Origin of the sequence: Oceanicola sp. S124, from assembly GCF_000220565.1 — a bacterium.
In the GTDB taxonomy this organism is placed as follows: domain Bacteria; phylum Pseudomonadota; class Alphaproteobacteria; order Rhodobacterales; family Rhodobacteraceae; genus Pseudooceanicola.
In genome coordinates this window covers 13,999-34,254 of record NZ_AFPM01000015.1, presented here as the reverse complement: position 1 = coordinate 34,254, position 20,256 = coordinate 13,999, and the positions used below count along the sequence as shown (strand labels likewise).

18 protein-coding genes and 2 tRNA genes are annotated in these 20,256 nt (G+C 68.1%); 10 read left to right on the top strand and 10 right to left on the bottom strand.

Annotated features, from left to right (window positions below; translation table 11 throughout):
- The 4 genes from OS124_RS0101315 to OS124_RS0101300 all read left to right on the top strand — a co-directional run.
- Positions 1-601 (top strand): Na+-translocating NADH-quinone reductase subunit F (locus OS124_RS0101315; protein WP_010137461.1); only part of this gene is annotated, 601 nt, incomplete at its 5' end.
- 30 nt (positions 602-631) lie between these two features.
- Positions 632-799 carry a hypothetical protein gene (locus OS124_RS27180; RefSeq protein ID WP_010137460.1) on the top strand — a complete coding sequence of 56 codons (168 nt, stop codon included), beginning with the start codon at positions 632-634 and terminating at the stop codon, positions 797-799.
- A complete protein-coding gene (locus OS124_RS0101305; protein WP_029375086.1) occupies positions 796-1,185 on the top strand; it encodes a CBS domain-containing protein in 390 nt (129 codons plus the stop codon). The genes OS124_RS27180 and OS124_RS0101305 overlap by 4 nt, the downstream gene beginning before the upstream one ends.
- A 70-nt stretch (positions 1,186-1,255) precedes the next feature.
- Positions 1,256-2,494 (top strand): Hsp70 family protein, encoded by a 1,239-nt coding sequence (locus tag OS124_RS0101300; protein ID WP_010137458.1) that lies wholly within the window; start codon positions 1,256-1,258, stop codon positions 2,492-2,494.
- On the opposite strand, the gene OS124_RS0101295 is transcribed toward OS124_RS0101300, so the two are convergent.
- From OS124_RS0101295 to OS124_RS0101275, 5 genes are all read right to left on the bottom strand, one after another.
- Positions 2,491-2,721, bottom strand: a complete 231-nt coding sequence (locus tag OS124_RS0101295; RefSeq protein ID WP_010137456.1) for a hypothetical protein — start codon at positions 2,719-2,721, stop codon at positions 2,491-2,493. The two genes, OS124_RS0101300 and OS124_RS0101295, sit on opposite strands and share 4 nt — an antisense overlap.
- Before the next feature lie 8 nt (positions 2,722-2,729).
- The gene (locus tag OS124_RS0101290) at positions 2,730-4,115 is read right to left on the bottom strand and encodes an MBOAT family O-acyltransferase (RefSeq protein WP_010137455.1); all 1,386 of its coding nucleotides are present in this window, start codon (positions 4,113-4,115) and stop codon (positions 2,730-2,732) included.
- A gap of 7 nt (positions 4,116-4,122) precedes the next feature.
- Positions 4,123-4,992 (bottom strand): DUF459 domain-containing protein, encoded by an 870-nt coding sequence (locus OS124_RS0101285; protein WP_138919382.1) that lies wholly within the window; start codon positions 4,990-4,992, stop codon positions 4,123-4,125.
- Positions 4,952-5,770 (bottom strand): DUF459 domain-containing protein, encoded by an 819-nt coding sequence (locus OS124_RS0101280; RefSeq protein WP_010137453.1) that lies wholly within the window; start codon positions 5,768-5,770, stop codon positions 4,952-4,954. Before OS124_RS0101280 ends, OS124_RS0101285 begins: the two co-directional genes overlap by 41 nt.
- Positions 5,771-5,855: 85 nt before the next feature.
- On the bottom strand, positions 5,856-6,674 hold the full coding sequence (locus OS124_RS0101275) for a sel1 repeat family protein (protein ID WP_010137452.1): 819 nt from the start codon (positions 6,672-6,674) through the stop codon (positions 5,856-5,858).
- A gap of 55 nt (positions 6,675-6,729) precedes the next feature.
- On the opposite strand from OS124_RS0101275, the gene OS124_RS0101270 reads away from it, so the two are divergent.
- A complete protein-coding gene (locus OS124_RS0101270; protein ID WP_029375084.1) occupies positions 6,730-8,361 on the top strand; it encodes a hypothetical protein in 1,632 nt (543 codons plus the stop codon).
- Between the two features lie 328 nt (positions 8,362-8,689).
- Positions 8,690-10,438, top strand: coding sequence for a sugar phosphorylase (locus tag OS124_RS0101265; RefSeq protein ID WP_010137451.1), 1,749 nt, complete (start codon positions 8,690-8,692; stop codon positions 10,436-10,438).
- Positions 10,439-10,729: 291 nt separating this feature from the next.
- On the opposite strand, the gene OS124_RS0101260 is transcribed toward OS124_RS0101265, so the two are convergent.
- Positions 10,730-11,950: a glycosyl transferase gene (locus tag OS124_RS0101260; protein WP_010137450.1), complete on the bottom strand. Its 1,221-nt coding sequence runs from the start codon at positions 11,948-11,950 to the stop codon at positions 10,730-10,732.
- Positions 11,951-11,995: 45 nt separating this feature from the next.
- A complete protein-coding gene (locus OS124_RS0101255) occupies positions 11,996-12,772 on the bottom strand; it encodes an HAD-IIB family hydrolase (RefSeq protein ID WP_010137449.1) in 777 nt (258 codons plus the stop codon).
- Between the two features lie 48 nt (positions 12,773-12,820).
- Here OS124_RS0101255 and OS124_RS0101250 point away from each other — a divergent pair.
- Positions 12,821-12,896, top strand: a tRNA-Val gene (locus OS124_RS0101250).
- A gap of 663 nt (positions 12,897-13,559) precedes the next feature.
- Here the strand turns inward: OS124_RS0101250 and OS124_RS0101245 are convergent.
- The gene (locus tag OS124_RS0101245; RefSeq protein ID WP_138919381.1) at positions 13,560-14,024 is read right to left on the bottom strand and encodes a hypothetical protein; all 465 of its coding nucleotides are present in this window, start codon (positions 14,022-14,024) and stop codon (positions 13,560-13,562) included.
- A 270-nt stretch (positions 14,025-14,294) separates the two neighbouring features.
- On the opposite strand from OS124_RS0101245, the gene OS124_RS0101240 reads away from it, so the two are divergent.
- Positions 14,295-14,371, top strand: a tRNA-Asp gene (locus OS124_RS0101240).
- A 449-nt stretch (positions 14,372-14,820) separates the two neighbouring features.
- Here the strand turns inward: OS124_RS0101240 and OS124_RS0101235 are convergent.
- Positions 14,821-15,228, bottom strand: a complete 408-nt coding sequence (locus OS124_RS0101235) for a hypothetical protein (protein ID WP_010137445.1) — start codon at positions 15,226-15,228, stop codon at positions 14,821-14,823.
- A 42-nt stretch (positions 15,229-15,270) separates the two neighbouring features.
- Positions 15,271-16,662, bottom strand: coding sequence for a M20/M25/M40 family metallo-hydrolase (locus OS124_RS0101230; protein WP_010137444.1), 1,392 nt, complete (start codon positions 16,660-16,662; stop codon positions 15,271-15,273).
- 503 nt (positions 16,663-17,165) lie between these two features.
- Between OS124_RS0101230 and hemA the strand changes: the two genes are divergently transcribed.
- Together hemA and OS124_RS0101220 are read left to right on the top strand one after the other, a co-directional pair.
- Positions 17,166-18,389 carry a 5-aminolevulinate synthase gene (gene hemA / locus OS124_RS0101225; protein ID WP_010137443.1) on the top strand — a complete coding sequence of 408 codons (1,224 nt, stop codon included), beginning with the start codon at positions 17,166-17,168 and terminating at the stop codon, positions 18,387-18,389.
- A gap of 498 nt (positions 18,390-18,887) precedes the next feature.
- Entirely contained in the window at positions 18,888-20,141 is a 1,254-nt protein-coding gene (locus OS124_RS0101220; RefSeq protein WP_010137442.1) for a helix-turn-helix domain-containing protein, read from the top strand.
- The last annotated feature ends 115 nt before the right edge of the window (positions 20,142-20,256 follow it).

Below are 20,256 nucleotides of genomic sequence, written 5' to 3'. Positions count from 1 at the left end.
GGCCTATTCCATCGCCTCGCGCCCCGAGGACACGGCAGCGGGCCGGGTGGTCTTCAACATCCGTCTCGCCGTGCCGCCGGCGGGCCGGGAAGAGGAAATCCCGCCCGGCGTCGTCTCGTCCTGGCTCTTTGCCCGCCAGCCGGGGGACGAAGTGCAGGCTTCGGGCCCCTTCGGCGAGATCCACGTGCAGGACAGCGGGGCCGAGATGGTCTTCATCGGCGGCGGCGTCGGCATGGCGCCGCTGCGCGCGATGATCCACGAGCAGGCGGGCCTGGGGACTGCGCGCCGGATGCGCTATTTTTACGGCGCGCGCTCTCTGGCGGACCTGTTCTACGTCGGGGAATTCGACGCCATCGCGGCGCGGCATCCCAACTTCACCTGGACCCCGGCGCTGTCGGACCCGGCGCCCGGGGACCGCTGGACGGGGGCGACGGGCTTCATCCATGATACGGTGATGCGGGCGATGCGCGACCACCCCGCGCCCGAGGACTGCGAATATTACCTCTGCGGCCCGCCGGTGATGATCTCGGCGGTGCTGGCGACGCTGGACCGGCTGGGCGTGCAGCCTGACCACATCTTCAACGACGATTTCGGGGTCTGAACCATGGCATACCGGTCAGGAGCGCACTGAATGGAACTCCTCATCACCCTCGCCATCTTCCTGCTGGCCGCCGGGGGGCTGGCGCTTGGGCTGCTGTTCGGGCGCGGGCCGGTGCAGACCTCCTGCGGCGGGGCCTCCTGCATCAAGGGCGCCGACTGCGCCGTCTGCCCGAACCGCAAGCGCGGGGACGAGGCATGAGGACAGGTATCGCGACGATCATGCAGAGGGAGTGGGTATCGCTTGGCCCCGATACTCCGATGCGCCGCGCCGCCGCCCTGCTGGCCGGGGCCGGGGCGGCCGCCGCGCCGGTGCTGGATGCTTCGGGGAAGCTGATCGGCATCCTCAGCCAGAAGGACTGCTTCCGCCCCGCGCTGCAGGCCAGCTACTACCAGGAATGGAAGGGCACCGTGGCCGAGGCCATGTCCCGCGACCCGGTCTGCCTGCAGGCCGATGACGATCTGATCACCGCCGCCGAGGCCTTCATGGCGCATCCGCACCGCATCTTCCCGGTGCTGGAGGGCGGCCAGCTTGTCGGCATGCTGCGCCGCTCAGACGTGCTTTCGGCGCTGCTGGACATGGGCTAGGGCGTTTCGCCCTTGCAGGGCGCGCGCCCATGCTCTAGCCCGGCAGGCTCGCCGCCGCAGGAGCCTTCCCATGACCCGTCCCGTGCTTGCCATCGACTTCGGTACCTCGAATTCCGCCGCCGCCGTGCTGGAGGGCGGGCAGCTGCGCCACATCAGCGTGGAGGCGGGCGAAGAGACCCTGCCGACCGCCGTCTTCTTCCGCGCCGAGGGCGGGCCGATGCTGATCGGCTCCGCCGCCGCCGAGGCGCTGATCGACGGCGAAGAGGGGCGCTACATGCGGGCGCTGAAGTCGGTGCTGGGCACCTCGCTGTTCCATGAAAAGCGCCTGGTCGGTGGCAAGCGCCGCACGCTTGCCGAGATCGTGACCGAGTTCCTCGTGGCAGTGAAGACCCGCGCCGAGGCCGAGACCGGGCAGAGCTACTCTGCCGTGCTGTCTGGGCGCCCGGTGCATTTCCACACCGCCGACCCCGAGCGTGACGCCCGCGCCGAAGCCGACCTGCGCGGCTGCTACGAGGCGGCGGGCTTCACCGAGATCACCTTCATGTTCGAACCCGAGGCCGCCGCGCTGGCCAGTCTGGGCGACGGGCATCCGGGCGAGATGGGGCTGATCGTCGATATCGGCGGCGGCACCTCGGACTTCACCCTGTTCCGCGCCAAGGGCAACGGGATCGAGATCCTTGGCAGCCACGGCATCCGGCTGGGTGGGACGGACTTCGACCACGCGGTCTCGATGACCCATGCCATGCCATTGCTGGGTCTGGGCGGAGAGCTGCGCCGCAGCTTCGGAGAGGGCCTGCTGCCGGTCCCCAAACCGATCTACGTCGAGCTGTCCACCTGGGCCAAGATCGCCTTCCTCTATACCGGAGAGACCCAGCGGGCCGTGGCCGACATGCTGGCCCATGCGGTCGAGAAACGCCCGATGGAGCGCCTGGCCTCGGTGATCGAGGACCAGCTGGGCCATGAGCTGGCCTTTGCGGTCGAGGCGGGCAAGATCGGCGCGAACAGCGCCTCGGGTGCCGGTCAGATCGAAATGGGGATGATCGAGAAAGGGCTTTCGGCGCGCACCACCTCGGGCTCGGTCAATGCCGCGCTGGCAGAGGCGCGCGAGGCGCTGAAGGGGGCGATCTATGCCACGCTGATGCAGGCCGGGGTAATGCCGCAACAGGTGTCCTCGGTGATCCTCGTCGGCGGCTCCAGCCTGATGGCGCTGGTGCAGGAAGAGGCGCAGGCGATTTGTCCGGGCGCCGAACTGCGCCGCTCTGCCGCCTTCACCGCGATCGTCGACGGGCTGGCGCTGGCCACGGCCTAAAGCCCGGCAAGCCCGTGCAACAGGGCGCGCAGCGCGCCGAAGAGGTCGGGCAGGCCGAGGGCGGCTTTCAGGTCTTCGCCCCAGAAGACCGCGTCCAGCAGCGGGTCCATCAGCGCATCGGGCAGGGGCAGCTCGAACACCCAGTCCACGATCCGTTCGCCCGAGAAGGCCCAGAGCAACATGAGCGCCAGCCAGAGGGTCAGCAGGAAGCGGAGATTGCGCGCCATGGTGCCCCCTAGAACTGGAAGTAGATGAAGGGCGCCGTGCCCTCTTGCGCCATGGCGAAGAGGATCACGAGGCCAAGCGCCAGCACGCCCGCCTGAAGCTCGGGCCCCACGCGGCCAAGGGCCTCCCCGCTGCGGGTGAACCAGCGTAGCGGCAGGGCCGAGATCAGAAGTCCCGTGCCGATCAGCACCAGCGCGAAGGGATGCAGGGCAAGCGAGAACTCACTGGCCGGGCGGGCAAGCGCCCCCAGCATCTCGCCCACCTGGCCCATGTTGCGGGCGCGGAAGGGCAGCCAGAGCAGCGTCACCAGCGTGAAGACCACCCCGATGCGCAGGGGACGCAGCGAGGTGGCGCGGTGCTGGCCGCTCAGCCGTTCCCCCGCCACCAGCGCGCCATGCGCCAGTCCCCAGAGCACGAAGGTCCAGGCCGCGCCGTGCCAGAGCCCGGCCAGCCCCATCACCACCAGCAGCGTCACCGCCTGCCGTGCCTTGCCGCCGCGATTGCCTCCCAGCGGGATGTAGAGGTAATCGCGGATCCAGGTGGACAGCGAGATATGCCAGCGCTGCCAGAACTCGCGGAAAGAGGCGGCGCGGTAGGGCTGGTTGAAGTTGGCGCTGAAGCGGTAGCCGAGCAGCAGCGCCACGCCGATGGCGATATCGGAATAGCCCGAGAAGTCGCAATAGATCTGCACCGCGTAGCCCAGCAGGGCGGCGAGGGCCTGCGGCGCGCCTTGCGCGGCGGGGTTCGTATAGACCGGATCGACCAGCAGCACGGCGATGTAGTTCGCCACCACCAGTTTCTTGACCATGCCCGCCAGGATCAGCGCCACGGCCATGCCGCGCATGGCCGAGGTGGGCCGCTCGGGGCGGTCGAGCTGGGGCAGGAAGTCTGCCGCGCGCACGATCGGGCCGGCAACGAGCTGTGGGAAGAAGCTGACGTAAAGCGCCACGTCGAAGGGGTTGCGCCGCGCCGGCACGTCCTCGCGCGCGCAGTCGACGATGTAGCTGATCGCCTGGAAGACGTAGAACGAGATCCCCACGGGCAGCACCACCTGCGCCCAGGAGAAATCGCGCGACAGCCCGGCCTCGCCCAGAAGGTTCGAGAAGGAGAGCAGGAAGAAGTTGAAATACTTAAAGAAGGCCAGGCAGCCCAGAAGCCCCGCGATGCAGAGCGTGCGCAGGGCGGTGGCCTTCCGCGCGCCGGGCAGGCCGCCGATCCAGGCCAGCAGGATCACCGCGCTCATCAGCGCCAGGAAGCGGACATCCCAGACCGCGTAGAACCAGAAGGAAGCCGCGATCAGCATCCCCTTGCGCCAGCCGTTCAGGCGGAACAGCGCAAGGTTCAGGCCCAGCACGAGGGCGAAGAACAGCACGAAGTCGAGCGTCGGGAAGACCATTCGGGGCTTACTGCAACTTCATGAAGGCCAGCTGCTCGGGCGGGGGCACCAGCGAGGGCACGCGCTGCACGAGGTCGTCGAGGATCAGGTCGGCGACCATCTGGTAGCCCCGCATGGTGAAATGCGACCCGTCGCCAGAGCGGATGGTCAGGGTCTGGTCGCCCAGCGTGGTGGTGGCGATCCAGCTGAAGTCCGGCCCCGAGGCATAGGGGGCGAGCGGGAAGTAGATCCCGCCGTTCTCCTGCGCGGCCTCTTTCAGCAGCGGGTTCACGTGGTCGAGGTGGGCATTCAGCTTTTCGTTCCGGTCGGGGGCCGGGCCGATCAGGTAGAACAGCGAGCCCGCCGCGCTGGCCTCGGCGACGATGCCCGAGGCCAGCGCCTTGTAGGTCGAATCCCAGGCGTCGGTCTGGAAGGGCACATTGCCCTCGGCGGTGCGGATCGACTGCATGTCGTTCGACCCGAAATGCGCCACGGTGAAGTCGGGGCGCAGGGCCGAAAGCATGCCGGTGAAATTGCCCGGCCAGTCGTAGAAGTCGCTGCGCGCCAGACCGGTCGAGTTCCGGCCGCGGTTGACCACGCGCAGGTTCAGCCCGCGGGCCTCGGCGCGCTGGATCAGCAGCATGCCGAAGCCGTCGGACAGGCTGTCGCCGATGACCAGCAGCGTCGCCGGCTCTTCGGCGGTGAAGCGGCGGGCAGGGGCGCTGACGCGGGTCGCCGTGGGGGTGGCCGCCGCCGCTTCGGGCGAACGGGGCAGTTTCAGGCCGAGATCCTGCGCCGAGGTGCAGCCGGCCACCGGCAGCGCTGCCAGCAGCATCAGCCCGAGGGCGCGGCGGATCCTACTGAAGCGCGGCATTGCCGAAGAGGGACTTGCGGTCACGGGCAGCCATGGCCTCCTTGATCTCGGGGGCCAGGGCCGAGGCGATCAGCTCGTAGCCCAGGGCGGTGAAATGGATCTTGTCAGGGGCGCGCAGCTGCTTGGTGGAGCCGTTGACGACGGCGTTCATGGCAAAGTCCGGCGCGCCGAAGCGCGACAGCTCGCGGATGTCGGTGAAGGGCAGGTTGAGCGCGGTCAGCGTCTGCGAGATCAGCGCGTTGATGTGCTGGTACTCGGGTTCGAACTTGCCTTCGCCGACCACCGGCAGGCCGACCCAGAGGATGCGGTCGGCGCGCGCCGAAAGGGCCTCGGCCAGGGCGCCGACGCGGCGGGCATAGAGGGCGTCCCATTCCGGTGTGCCGTAGTTCACCCGCTCGCGGTCGTCGCGGATGCCGCGCAGGTCGTTGGCGCCGATCTGCACGATGAAGACATCCTGGGCATCGGTGCTCTGGGTGGCGGCGTCGAAGCGGCTCATCCATTCCTCGGGCGGGGTATGGGTCAGCCCGTCCGAGACCTGGGTCAGGCGCAGCACCTCGACGCTGGCGCATTGGCCAAGGGCCCGCTCGACGGCGGCCCAGAGCCCGTCGGCCAGGCTGTCGCCCAGCACCCCGAGGCGCACGGTCGAGCGCGGGCAGGTCAGGCTGTCCAGCCCGACCGAGGTGACGATGGGCATGACGCCCTGGGCCTGCGCGGGCGCGGCCGGCAGCGCCAGCGCAAGGGGCAGGGCGCAGGCGGTCGCAAGGCGGCGCAGCGCGGTCATCGGTCTGGTCTTCGGCAGCATTCTCTTCTGTCCCCGGTTCTTCTGTTCCCGCGTCCCTGGCCCGGCCCGGTTCTCTGCCGGATCCGGGGCGGGGCCGCGGTGTGGTTCATTCCTGTGCGCCGCCCTCCGCAGCGGCGGCAAATGTCTCGACCGCGGCGATGGTGCCCGGCCCGGGCAGCCCATCGAGGCCGCCGCGATAGATGCCATCCTGTTGCAGCCGCGCCTGCACCGCCCGCACCACGGCGCGGTTGCGCTCGCGCAGTTGCACGGTCAGCCGGTCACGGGCCGCTCCGTCGCCTGCCTGCAGCGCGCGCAGGTACAGCCCGGCCGCGGTCTCGGCGGCCCCGGGGTCGGCGGCGACGGCGGTTTCCAGCGTCTCGGCCAGAAGGGTCATGGCGGGCAGGTAGCCGGCCTCGGCCGCCTGGCTCAGCCAGGGACGCGCGGCCTCGGGATCGGGCCGCCCCGTGGGGCCATTGCCGGCCAGCAGGAAGTAGCCGTGGAAATACTGCGACACCGGATCCCCCTCGCGCGCCGTGGCCTCGGCGATGCCGAGCGCATCTTCGACGCCTTTCCCGGGGGTCATGTTCTGCGAGTAGAGCAGCACCAGCAACTGCCGCGACAGCCAGTCGCCCGCTTCGGCCCCTTGCCGGGCCAGCGCCTCGGCCCGGTCGATGTCCGGCGCGCCGCGCGGTGGATCGAAGGCCAGGTAGCCGGCCATGCCGAAGGCCATGGGCACCCCGGACTGCATGCCCGCCTCGTAGCCCTGGCGCGCCGCCGCGAGATCGCCGGCGGCCTGGGCAATGCGGCCGCGCAGCGTCAGGCCGATGCCGTCGCCGGGAAACTCGGCCAGCAGGGCCTCGCAGGCGGAGAGGGCGGCGGGCTGGTCCATCTGGCTCAGCAGGCGCGGGCCGCCAAGCTGCGGCACGGCGGCAGCGGCCAGGCAGGGCCCTGCAAGGAGGTCGCGCCGTTGCAGGTCGTGGATGGCGGTCTCGGCGCGGGGGCAGGGCGTCGCAGTAGGAACACGCGGCGATCCAGTCGCGCAGCCCCGCCATGTCGCCTGCCGCGATGGCGGTCTCCAGCGCTGCCAGCTCCTCGGCATAGGCGGTATCGGCCTCGATCTCCTCGATGCGGGCCAGGGCGGTCTCGCGGTGCGAACAGGCCTCGCAGGTCTCGACATAGTCACGCAGCCCTTCAAGGTCGCGCCCCTCGACAAGGCTGGCAAAGCGGCGGTCTTCCTCTTCGAGGGCGCGGGCGGCGGCCTGCAGGCGGGCCAGGGCGGCCTCGGCCTCGTCCCGGTGGGCGCAGAGCACGCAGCGGTCGAGATAGACGGCCAGCCGGTCCTGATCCGGGGCGGTCCCGGCAATGCGGGCCCAGACCTTGTCCTCGATCCGGGCCAGGGCGGCGCGGCGGTCGATCTCGGTCAGCCGGGCCTCCAGCCGCTCGGCGGCGGGGCAGTAGCGGCAGCTGTCGAGGTAGGCGCGGATCGGCGCGGGATCCTCTGCGCCCGAGAGGAACTCGGCCTCGAATTCCTCGACGGTCAGGGTTTCCTGCTGGGCGGGGATATAGACCGGGCTGTCATGGAGCAGCGCCGGGTCGTCGCCATTGTCGAGCACCACCGCATAGGCGCCCGCGCAGCTTTCGCCGCGCGCGATGCCATCGCTCAGCACCCGGCGGGTGAAGGCTTCGGCCTCGGCAAAGCTGGTCTGGCCGTCGGCATTGCCGAAGGCGGGCCGGTCGGCGACGCCGCCCAGAAGCGACAGGCTCACGTGGCGCCCGAGCGCAGGGGCGCAATCTGCCCCGGTGTCGGCGCCGGTCATCAGCAGCACCCACATGGGAAAGCCGGTGCCCGCCAGCATCTCGCGCATCGCCCCGATGCGGCCGGGGAACAGACCCTCGGGATCCGCCACCACCGCCAGCGCGAAGCCGCGCCGGGCAGGGCCGAAGCCCTCGGCCAGGGCGGCGATACGCTCGGCGAAGGCCGGGGCAGGCAGGCTTTCATCGCCGAGGCGGATCGAGAGCACAGGGCCGCCGTCCTCGGCGCCAAGGGCGAAGGCGGTTTCCAGCGACAGCCCGGCAAGCTCTGCCGCCGTCGCAAGCCCGCCCTCGGGTGCCTCGGCCCCGGCGATGGTCGAGACGGCGCGGCTTTGCAGCAGCGTCGCGGTGACCAGCTCGCCGACCGCGTCGGTCCGGGGCAGGTGGTCGATGGCGTAATAGAGGATCCCCTCGGCCTCGGGGGCGGGCAGCGACTGGCCAAGGCCGATCAGCGCCGGGCCGCCCGCCGCGCCGCCCTCTTCGGGCAGCGAGATGATGCGGGCGCTGGCCGGACCGGCCAGAAGCGCAAGACCGGCAGCGAGGGCGAGCTGACGCAGACCGAAGGCCCAGCCCCGGAGCGGGCGGGTGGCGTCTTGGCAAATGGCCGGCATCAATGGCACCTCTTCAACCTTCCGTCCGGTCCTGGGCGGGCACCTGAGCGGGCCATCCCGGGTCCGGCAGCGGGACGTAATGCGTCCCGGCATCGGTGCCGCCCCGCGATCCGTTCCCGGCGATCCCTGCGCTTCCCGACCTGCACGCCCCCGGCTGGGGCGGACAACTGCCCGGGAAACAACCGTTAATTGCCCACATTGGGCGGTGTGACCCGCGCCGAGTCAACCCTCTATCCCGGCGCTGGCCCCTTGCCGGCGCGCGAAAGTCGCGCCGACGACACGCCCGGCTTCAGCAAGCTGTCGGAAAGCGAACGGGCTTTCGCCCCGGCGCAACCACAGCGTGTCACCCCAGGTCCATCGGCGGGCCCGCCGCGACCGGTGATCCGGGCCAGAGTGCCCAGACAGGGATCAATCCCTGCGAGCACGGCGCGCCCGAACCCGCCCCGGTGGGCTGCGCGCTTGAAACTCTCGCCCCGATCTGGGATTTCAGGGGAACGCCATACGGAGCCCGGCCCTCATGAAAGACGAGTCCGCCTCGACCTTCTGGCACAAGCTGGAAGCGCTCGTTCGCCAGATCTACCCCGATCACGATATCGAAGCCGAGGCGAAGGGGTTGGCAGAGGCCTTCTGGCCGGAAAGCGCGACGCGGCGCCGACGCGGTCGGGTGCCCGGAAACCGCCAGTGGTCCGAGCGTGACGCGCTGGTCATCACCTACGGCAATTCCATCGTCGACGGGCAGCACAAGCCGCTCGATCTGCTGCGCCACTTCCTGCACAACCACCTGGCGGGCGTGGTCAACGGCGTGCATATCCTGCCCTTCTTCCCCTGGACCTCGGATGACGGTTTCGCGGTGACCGACTACCGGGCGGTGGATTCGGTGCTGGGCGACTGGTCGGACATCCAACGCATCGGCTCGGAATTCCTGCTGATGTCGGACCTGGTGCTGAACCACGTGTCCAGCTCCTCGGCCTGGTTCAACGCCTACCGGCAGGGGCATGAGCCCTACGACAAGTTCTTCTTCGAGGCCTCCCCCGAGGACGACCTTTCGGACGTGGTGCGCCCGCGCACCCATCCGCTGCTGCGCGAGGTGAACACCTCGCGCGGGGTGCGCCACGTCTGGTGTACCTTCTCCCATGACCAGGTGGATCTCGACTTCCGCAACCCGGAGGTGCTGAAGGAATTCCTGCGCGTCATGCGCCTGCACGTGGACAACGGGGTGCGGATCATCCGCCTCGATGCCGTGGCCTTCATCTGGAAGCAGATCGGCACCCGCTCGATCCACATGCCGCAGACCCATGCCATCGTGCGGCTGATGCGGCTCTTCGCCGATTACGCGGCCGAGCCGATCATCCTGCTGACCGAAACCAACGTGCCCAACCAGGAGAACCTTTCCTACTTCGGCAACCGCAACGAGGCCCATGCGGTCTACAACTTCTCGCTGCCGCCGCTGGTGCTGCACGCGATGCTCTCGGGGACGGCGAAGAACCTGATCCGCTGGCAGGGCTCGATGCCGCCGGCGCAACTGGGCTGCGCCTATCTGAACTTCACCGCCTCCCACGACGGCATCGGCATGCGCCCCGCCGAAGGGATCCTCTCGGCCGAGGACCAGGGCCAGGTGGTGCAGAAGATGAAGGACTTCGGCGGCCGCGTCTCGATGCGCGCGCTGCCGGGGGGTGGGGAGGCACCCTACGAGCTGAACATCACCTGGTTCGAGGCGATGAAAGGCACCTTCGCCGGCGAGGACGACCACCAGGTGCAGCGCTTCCTTGCATCCCAGACGCTGGTGATGGCGCTGGAAGGCATCCCGGCCTTCTACATCCACTCGCTGCTGGCCACGCCCAACGACCAGGAGGGCGTCGAGAAGTCCGGCCACAACCGGGCGATCAACCGCCACCGCTGGGACTACGAGACCCTGCGGGCGAAACTGGAAGACCCCGCGACGACCCAGCACCAGGTGCTTGAGGAAATGCGCCGCCGCATCGGCATCCGCCGCCGCCAGCGCGGCTTCCATCCCAATGCGACGCAGTTCACCCTGCAACTCGACCACCGCGTCTTCGGCGTCTGGCGCCAGAGCCTCGACCGCGACCAGTCGATCTTCGCCCTGCACAATGTCTCCTCCGATGTGCTGGACATCGACCCGATGGCGATCAACCTGATCGAGGGGGAGGACTGGGTCGACCTGCTCTCGGGCGAGCCGATCGAGCCCGGCGGCGGCCCGATCCCTTTCGCCCCCTACCAATGCCGCTGGGTCACCAACCGGGGTTAAGACGTAGAGGGGGAAGCCCGCCCCGCGCGACCCCGCCTGCGGCGCGGCCCCTCATGACGGGCGGCCTCCGGTGGGAGTACTTTCAGCCTGGTGATGCAGCGGGACGGTGCCTTTCCGGGCGGCCGACTTTGGCGACGAGAGCGTGCACGCTCTCGATGGCGGACGTCCGGCACCCGGAGGGGCACTGCACTTCGCGCATCACCAGGCTGAAAATACTCCGGGGGGAGGCTCCGGAACGGAGACGGGGGGCAGCGCCCCCCCCTTTCCTTCGCCTTTGCCTTCCGGTCCCGGCTACTTGAACTCTTCCAGATCCTGGGCCACGCCCTTCAGCATGTCCGACATCAGGTCGGGGTCCGCCGAATGCACCCGGTTCCAGGTCGGGATGAAAGGCGTCTCCGAGGGCTTGTCGAGGAAGATATGCCCGGCCTCGATGATGTTCTCGGCGAAGAGCTCCACCGCGTTTTCCTCGGCATGGCGGTCGACATGGAGGCCGTTGGCCTTGGCATCGTTGTAATAGCAGTCCAGCAGGTCCAGCGCCGAGCGGTAGTAGGTGGCCTTGAGGGTGCGGAAGATCTCTTCGCTGAAGACCGTGCCGTCGGCGGCAAGCTTGCGGTACATCGCCTTGCAGATGTCGATCGACATGCGCGACAGGCCCCTGGTCTTGTCCTCTGGCGAGAGATCCTGGTGCTTGTGGTCGTAGTTGTCCGCCACTTCGACCTGGCAGACCGACTTCGGCGCCAGGTTGCGCCAGGCCTCGGACAGCACGCCGATTTCCAGACCCCAGTCCGACGGGATGCGCAGGTCGGGCAAGATGCCCGTGCGCATCGCCATCTCGCCCGACAGCGGGTAGCGGAAGGCGCGCAGGTAATCGAGGTAATCACGATCCCCGATGGTGCGCTTCAGTGCGATCAGGATCGGCGAAACCAGCATCCGGCTGACCCGGCCATTGATCTTGTTGCCGCCGACCCGGGCGTAATAGCCCTTGGAAATCTGGTAGGGGAACGAGGGGTTCGCCACCGGGTAGACGAGCCGGTTGAGCAGGTCGCGGTCATAGGTGACGATATCGCAATCGTGGATCGCCACCACCGAGCTGTCGGCGCAGGCGATCAGGAAGCCGAGGCAGGACCAGACGTTCTTGCCCTTGCCGTTCTCGATCGGCCCCAGGCCAAGCGCCGTCAGCCGGTCCTGGATCGCCGTCATCCGCGGCGAGGAGTTCCAGATCACCACGTGGTTCTGCGGCAGTACCGAGAAGAACTCGCGCGCGTGGCGGTACTGTTCCTCGGTCGCCTGGTCGAGACCGATGACGATGCGGTGCAGGTAGGGCACCTGCTTCAGCTCGTCGAGGATGCGCGGCAGCGCCTCGCCCTCCAGCTCGGAATAAAGCGAGGGCAGCACGAGAGAGATCTTGCGGCTGGCCCCGAAGGAGGTCAGTTCGCGCGTCATGTCCTCCGAGCTGCGCGTGCGCAGGTTGTGGATGGTGGCAATATTGCCGTTCTGGTGAAAGTCAGCCACCTCGGCCCCCTTTGCTGTCTCGGTCAGGTCTGTCGGTCAGGTCTGTCAGCTCAGTCTCGATGTTAGCTTGAGCATCATCTCGTTCCAGCCTGCGGGGCCGGATTTCTGGCTGCGCAGGATGGCGCCGTCGCGCTCGCCGCGCAGTTCGGGCAGGGGCGCGCCATGGGGATTGGCGATGATGACGCCGATATCGGCATGTTCCAGCATCTCGCGGTCGTTGGGCGCATCGCCGAGCGCGATCCTCGGCGGATGGCCGAAGAGCGCCGCCGCCTCGTCCATGCGGTCGGCCTTGGTGCCCCCGAAGGAGAGCGTCAGGTAGCGCCCGCCGCGCCGCGCGGTGATGCCATGATCGGCAAGCGCGGCGAGAAAGGCGCGTTTCTGATCGGCGTCGCCTTCCCAGAGCCCGGGTTCCGACCAGGCACGCTGGCAGGCCATGCGGGCCTTCTCATAGGACAGCCCGGCATCCTCGACCACGCCCTCGGGGCCGATGTCGCCGAAGCCGCGGAAGCAGCGGCGCAGGTCCGGGTCCAGCAGGTCGAGGGCGGCCCGCAGGCGCTGGTAGGCCTCGCCCTGCCCGGGCGGCGCCTCGCGCGGCAGCAGCAGCCCGGCGCCGTTCTCGACGATGGCCGGCGAGGCCGAGAGCCGAAGCTCCTCGCGTAGGGCATGGATCTCGGGGCCGGTCTTGGAGGAGGCCAGCACCACAGGGACATTGCGCGCCCTCAGCTGCGCCAGGGCGGGCAGGGCGGCGGCATAGGAATAGCTCTCGTGATCCAGCAGCGTGCCGTCCAGATCCGTGAACACCATGAAGGGAGGTTTCGTCATGTCACCTCTTGCGCCCGGCCTGTTGCTTGGGGTAGGTGGGCGCTCGGCGGGTGATTAGCTCAGTTGGTAGAGCGCTTCGTTTACACCGAAGATGTCGGGAGTTCGAGTCTCTCATCACCCACCAACTTTTTCTTTATTTCGCAATGCTTCCGGTCTTCCTTGTGGCGACTTGAGGGCCTGCGCCTTGGGTCTGTGTTCCCAGTTGATCTCGCTGTTGGACGGTAAGTCCAGCAGGTTTTCCGCCTCCGGAGGGGACGAGGGCGAGCCCGTCGAGAACCGCGGGCCTTGAAGACATAGTAGTCTGACAGGCCATTTGCGCCACCTGCCCGGGGAACATTTCCGCGCAAGGCGGTGGTGCCGCCCTGACAATCCGCTTGCCCCTCGGGCGGATTTGCCTGTTTCGTGGGCGTTTTCTGACTGATGGGGGCGTGCGGGGCAGGGGCACCTGTCGGTGGACCGGGCTGCCGGAGGAGCGGCCGGGGCGGCGCAGCGATCTTCCGTCCGTTCAGGGCGGGGCAGCGGAACCATGGCGAACGGGCGGCCTTGCGGCCAGGCATCGGGCGCGGCACCTGCGAACCGAAGATCTGGCTGCGGGGACGCCGGGCCAGGGAGGGACAACCCGGACCGGCCAGCCGATCTATCCGTCTGCACACTCATAAAATGCGCCGCGATGCGACCCGTTCGCCCTTGAAGGGTAGTTCCGCGGTGGCGCTATGGGAACGTCTAATTTGTGTCATGTGTATGGAAACAAAACATAAAACAAACAAGAGCAGTCGGGTTTTCCCGGTCAGGCCGGGGATTGATGCCACGAGGCGCGCTGTCGGGTGCGGCCGTCGCTTCGGATGACCTGTCGCTCGAAGCCCATCTCGACCCGGCGTGCCAGGTCGAACCGCCGCCGGTGCGAGAGGTGTTCGCAGAGCAGACGACAGGCATCGGGGCGGGGCCAGGTGCCATGGTCGCGCTGGTCCTGCAGGACATGACGGCAGTAGGCGAGGAGTCGGGGCAGGTCGTTCGCGATCACCAGCAGATAATCGGGGCCGTGCTGCGCGGCGAAGGCCTGCCGCGCGGTGCCGGTCTGTGCCAGCCAGAAGCGGCGATAGGCGCTGTCGATCGCGGGCAGATCCAATTTGGACCAGTCCGGGCGCGGGGCCTGCCGCTGCTTGCGGACCCTTTCGGCATCCGGGGGCGCGGTCGTTTCCAGCTCGGCGATGAAGGCGCGCACCATCGCAAGGTCTTGTTGTGAAAGCTCCATTCGGACTGCCTGGCGTTCTGGCTCCGGCAACAGGATGCCCCGTGCGGGACGGCGGTCAAGCGGTTTGGCAGCACCCGGGACCAAGGTCTGAGAGGGCGCGAGGCGCCGTGCCGGGCCCGCGTGGCGAGGCCGGGGTGGGCAGCGGAGGCTGAGGGGAACCTTTGGAAAAAGGCCTGCGCGCAGGGGCTTGGCGATTAATTCGCGATGCGGCGGATTTTCCTTCTTGACGCCCCGAGGTGCGGCGAATAGAAGGCCCTCCACGGTGAGAGAGCGGTTGTAGCTCAGTTGGTTAGAGTACCGGCCTGTCACGCCGGGGGTCGCGGGTTCGAGCCCCGTCAACCGCGCCACTTTCCCCTCAGTCTGTGAAAGTTTTGCAAGTCTTCGGTCTTGCAGGGTGTTCGACCTGTCCGGGTCGAAGCCCGTTTCGTCATGTCGTCCTGCCGGCAAGATCGGCAGAGGCCGGGGTGCTGCCTTTCGCCCGATCAGGGGCAGGGGCGGGGCTTTCCGGGGTTGGCACGGTCAGTCTCAAACGTAGCGTCACGCTGCGGCAGCCGTGGTGCCATCGGGGCGGGGCTTGCCCTCACTCCGATGCGCGCGCCATCGACGGCATGGCATTGCCGGTCGCGGGCAAAGGTGGATTGTCATCCACCCTACGCGGGAGGGCGACGGGCCGGGCCTTCGGGCGCGCCCTGGCCCAGGTGTTCCAGGGGCGCAGGGCCTGGGGTACACAGGGCGGGTTGGCGCGCAGGGCGGACCTCCCGACATCGTAGGGTGGATGGCAATCCACCAGCCGCGCTCAGGGGCGGCTGTGCAGGTCGGCGTAGGTGTAGCCGTCGGGCCAGGTGCCGACCCAGAGCCAGCGCTTGCGGTGATTGAGCTGCCAGAGCACATGGTCGAGGTGGCGAAGATCCAGCCAGAGGCGGATCGTGTGATCCTCTTCCTTGTAATAGGGAGCACGCAGCTCGCCCTCGGGGCGGAAGCGGATGATGCCCCGGGTCACGGTCGAGCTGGGGGTGGCGAGTCCCAGCAGCTCGATCTGCGACAGCCCGCGCAATTGCGGCGCCGCCTCCATGCCAGTGGTGTGAATGATCTCGCTGACCAGCAGGATCTCGCGCCGCACCTCGGCGGCGGGGGTCGAGGCATAGGGCTCGGCCTCCATCGCGGCGATGCGCAGGTCGATCTCTTCCTCGATGTTCAGTGCCATGGCGTCTCTCCCGCAGCCCTGCCCGGGAGAGACGCCGAAGGTTCAGCGGCTCAGTGCATCCAGCACCCGGGCCCAGCTTCGGATTCCTTTATGAAAGGAATTAAGATCGTATTTCTCGTTGGGCGAATGCAGCTGGTCATCATCCTTGCCGAAGCCGATCAGCATGGCATTCATGTCGAGAATTTTCTGGAAATGCCCGGCAATCGGGATCGAGCCGCCGCAGCCGACGAAGGCCGCAGGCTGGGGCCATTCGTCCGACAGCGCCGCCCGGGCCTTCTCGAAGGCGGGGTCCGAGGTCTCCATCTGGCCTGCCTGCGAGGCGCCATGGCCCTTGAACTCGACCTCGACATCTGCGGGCAGCAGCGAGCGCACATAGGCGCGGAAGCTCTCGCGGATCGCCAGCGGGTCCTGCTGGCCGACCAGCCGGAACGAGATCTTTGCATGGGCCTCGGCAGGCAGCACGGTCTTGAAGCCCTCGCCGGTATAGCCGCCCCAGATGCCGTTGACCTCGCAGGTGGGCCGCGACCAGATCATCTCCAGCGGCGTCACGCTGTCTTCGCCCGCAGGCACCGACAGGCCGACCTCGCCGAGGAAATGCGACGCGTCGAAGCCGAGGCCCGCCCATTGCGCCTTCAGCTCGTCCGACAGCTCGGGCACGCCGTCGTAGAAGCCAGGCACGGTGATGCGGCCCGTCTCGTCATGCAGTTGCGCGATGACGTTGGACAGCGCCCGGATCGGGTTCATCGCGATGCCGCCGTACATGCCGGAATGCAGGTCCTTGCTGGCCGCCTTGACGGTCAGCTCTTCGCCCAGCAACCCGCGCAGCATGGTGACGATGGCCGGGGTTTCCTCGCCAAACAGGCCGGTGTCGCAGATCAGCGCGATATCGGCTTTCAGCTCGTCCGCGTTCTCTTTCATGTAGGGCACCAGCGAGGGCGAGCCCGATTCCTCTTCGCCCTCGAAGAAGAAGGTGATGCGGCAGGGCAGCTCGCCGTGGATCGCCTTCCAGGCGCGGCAAGCCTCGACGAAGGTCATCAGCTGGCCCTTGTCATCCGACGAGCCGCGACCGCGGATCACGGTGCCCTTGGGGGTCTCCTGCAGCTCGGGCGCGAAGGGCGGCTTGTCCCAGAGGTTCAGCGGATCGACCGGCTGCACGTCGTAGTGCCCGTAGAAGAGGACATGGGGCACGCCCTCACCCTTGGGCCCGGCATGACCGACGACCATGGGGTGACCGGGGGTGGGGCGCTTGGAAGCGTTGACGCCGATCGAGGCCAGGTCGGCGACCAGCCAGTCGGCGGCGGTTTCGCAATCGCCCTTGTAGGCCGGGTCGGTCGAGATCGAGGGGATGCGCAGCAGCTCCAGCAGCCGCTCGGTGGCGGCAGAGATGTCGGAATCGATGCGCGACAGCACGGGATCCAGGGAGGGGGCGGACATGGAAGCTCCTTTTCCGGTTCGGGCAGGCAGACGGGCCACCTGCGTCGCGCGGAGCCTAGCACCGGCACGGGCAGTGTCCAGCGGCGGCCCGGATCGACGTGGCCAAGACGGAGGCGCGCGCCGGGGTGCGGGCGCCCCGTCGGGCGGCAATCGCTCCAATTCGCGACGAAGGCGCGACAGGAAGCGCTTCGGGCCGCGCCGGGACGGGGGTAGAAGCGGGGCGTGGCCGGCCTTGTTTTAAGGGAAATTTCATTTGCCCCGCGCGGCCTCGACACCGAGAGTCGCCGGGCGGCAAGGGAATGCGCCGGGGCAGGCTGCGGCTTGACCCATGTCAAAGCGGGAGGGAGCGTCAATTTGTAACGCTTACGCAGCGTGGGAACGATCTTATTTTCATTCCAAACTGCGGGAGAGGGTGTTAGACCATCCGGACCTCGCAGGGGAACGCAGCCGGAGAGCCCCGAAGGCCTGCCGGGAAGACGACGAAGCAAGGAAAGACCAAGCCCGTGACTTACGAAGCCCAACTCGACCAGGCACTCGGCAAGCTGCACGAAGAAGGACGTTACCGGACCTTTATCGACATCGTGCGCCACAAGGGGCAGTTCCCCCATGCGACCTGGCGCAGGCCCGACGGGTCAGAGCAGCCGGTGACTGTCTGGTGCGGCAACGATTACCTGGGGATGGGGCAGCACCCGGTGGTGCTTGATGCGATGCACGACGCGCTGGACAAGGCGGGGGCGGGATCGGGCGGCACGCGCAACATCTCGGGCACGACGCTCTATCACAAGGCGCTTGAGGCCGAGCTGGCCGACCTGCACGGCAAGGAAGCGGCGCTGGTCTTCACCTCGGCCTATGTGGCCAATGACGCGACGCTGTCGACCCTGCCCAAGCTGTTCCCCGGGCTGATCATCTATTCCGACGCGCTGAATCATGCCTCGATGATCGAGGGCGTGCGGCGCAACGGTGGGGCCAAGCGGATCTTCCGTCACAACGACGTCGCGCACCTGCGCGAGCTGCTTGAGGCCGACGACCCCGCCGCGCCCAAGCTGATCGCCTTCGAGTCGGTCTATTCGATGGACGGCGATTTCGGCCCGATCGAGGCGATCTGCGACCTTGCGGACGAATTCAACGCCCTGACCTATATCGACGAGGTGCACGCGGTCGGCATGTACGGGCCGCGCGGCGGTGGCGTCACGGAACGCGACCGCATCGCCCATCGGATCGACATCATCAACGGCACCATGGCCAAGGCCTTCGGTGTGCTGGGGGGCTATATCGCCGCCTCGGCCAAGATGGTGGACGCGGTGCGCTCCTATGCGCCGGGCTTCATCTTCTCGTCTTCGATCCCGCCGGCGGTCGCGGCCGGCTGTGCCGCCTCGATCCGCCACCTGAAGGGCGACCAGGCGCTGCGCGACAAGCACCAGGAGGGGGCGAAGATCCTCAAGACCCGGTTCAAGGCCCTGGGCCTGCCGCTGATCGACCACGGCAGCCATATCGTGCCGGTCATCGTCGGCAACCCGGTGCATACCAAAATGATCTCGGACATGCTGCTGGAAGACCACGGCATCTACGTCCAGCCGATCAACTTCCCGACCGTGCCGCGCGGCACCGAGCGGCTGCGTTTCACCCCTTCGCCGGTGCATGGCCCGCTGGAGACCGAGAAGCTGGTACGCGCGATGGACGGTCTGTGGTCGCATTGCGCCCTGAACCGCCAGGAGCTTGCGGGCTGAGCCCAGTCGACACCGTCTCTCCCGAGACCCCGGACGGCCCGACCGCATCTGCGGCGGGCCGTTTCGCATCGGGCCAATTGCATCGGGCCAGTCGGATAGGGCCAGTCACATTGCACCGGTCCGGGCAGGGGAGGTCAGGTCGCCCGGGGGAAAGGCGCCACGCCTGACACGCGCGTAGGGTGGATGCAATCCACCCCTGACAGCGCCCGCAAACAACCCCTTCTGCCCCCATTTGGTCGCATGTTGCGCGCCCGGCAGTTGTCTCACGCGCGACTTCGTGATTTGTCCCCGTCGCCAAACCATGCGCCGAAAGAGCCGCCATGCCTCCCGGCATCCGGGTCTGTATGCGGGCAGCCTGCGCAAAAGAACGCCTAAATCTCGGGGATCCCTCGTTAACCCCGCACCAAATAGCTTGAAACATGTTACCGTCTTCTAAACAAAGAAGGAGATCCGAATCGGGGGATTATCGGGTTTCCGTAATGCAGATGGGGCAGCGGGATGATACGGCGTAAGCAGCCTGACAGGGGACAGGCATCCAGCGACATCAAGGGTTTCGACGACTTCGAGCTTCGTCTCGGCGACGTCATGCGCGGCGAACGCGCGACCATGGGCAAGTCGCTTCTGGATGTTCAGCGCGAGTTGCGGATCAAGGCAAATTACATTGCCGCGATCGAGAATGCCGACCCCGACGCCTTCGATACCCCCGGCTTCATCGCCGGCTACGTGCGCTCTTACGCGCGTTACCTCGGCATGGACCCCGACCAGACCTACGCCAAGTTCTGCGCCGAAAGCGGTTTCACCACCGCCCATGGCATGTCCGCCGAGGCCTCTTCGCGCTCGCGTCCCGAACCGCGTGAGCCGCGCAAGCTCTCGCGCGGCAGCGATCCCTTTACCGACCCCACCACGCCCTTCATTCCGCAGGGGGAAAGCTTCTTCTCGCGCATCGAACCGGCCGCCATCGGCTCGTCGCTGGTGCTGCTGGCGGTGATCGGCGGGCTGGCCTATGGCGGCTATGCCGTCCTGAACGAAGTGCAGCGGGTGCAGTTCGCCCCGGTCGAGAACACCCCCGACGTGCTGGCCGATCTCGATCCGCTCGCCGGGGCCACCCGCCAGGTCGAGGACCCGGTGGCCGGCACCCAGAACGCGGGCGTGTTCCTGCCGCCGAGCGACGGCATGGACCGGCTCTATCGCCCCCGGGCGCTCGACGTACCCGTGGTCGTGTCGCGTGACGCGCCGATCTCTACCCTGAACCCCTCGCAGATCGGCACCTTCGCCCAGGCCTCGGCCCCGGTGTTGCCGGAAGCCCAGCCGGGCCAGATGAGCGCCGAGGACCGCGCCGTGGCCATGTCGCTGGGTCTGGATGGCGACGGTCAGCCGGTGGCCTCGCCGCAGGTTGTCGCCGCCCCGAAGCCGGGCGTCAGCCTTGTGGCCGTGCGTCCCGCATGGGTGCGGGTGCAGGGCTCGGATGGCACCATCCTGTTCGAAAAGATCCTCGACGCCGGAGAGACCTGGAAGCTGCCCAACACCGAGGACGCGCCGGTGCTGCGCGCCGGGATGTCGGGCTCGATCTACTTCCAGGTGGATGGCGAGTACTACGGTCCCGCCGGGGAGGGCACCGGCACGATCCGCAATGTCGCGCTTTCGGTCGACGACCTGAAGACGAAGTACATCCTTGCCGACCTGTCGCGCGATCCCGAGGCCGAGAAGATGATCGCCCTGGCCGAGGCGGACACGGGTGTCGTGGCCGACTGACCGCGCCGCCGCGGCCCGCAGACCCTTTCGCACCCGGCGCCCTGCGCCGGGTGTTTTCGTCCTGGAACCTTCACTTGAGCTGCCGCCGCCGAGGGCGTAGACCCTCCACCTTGCC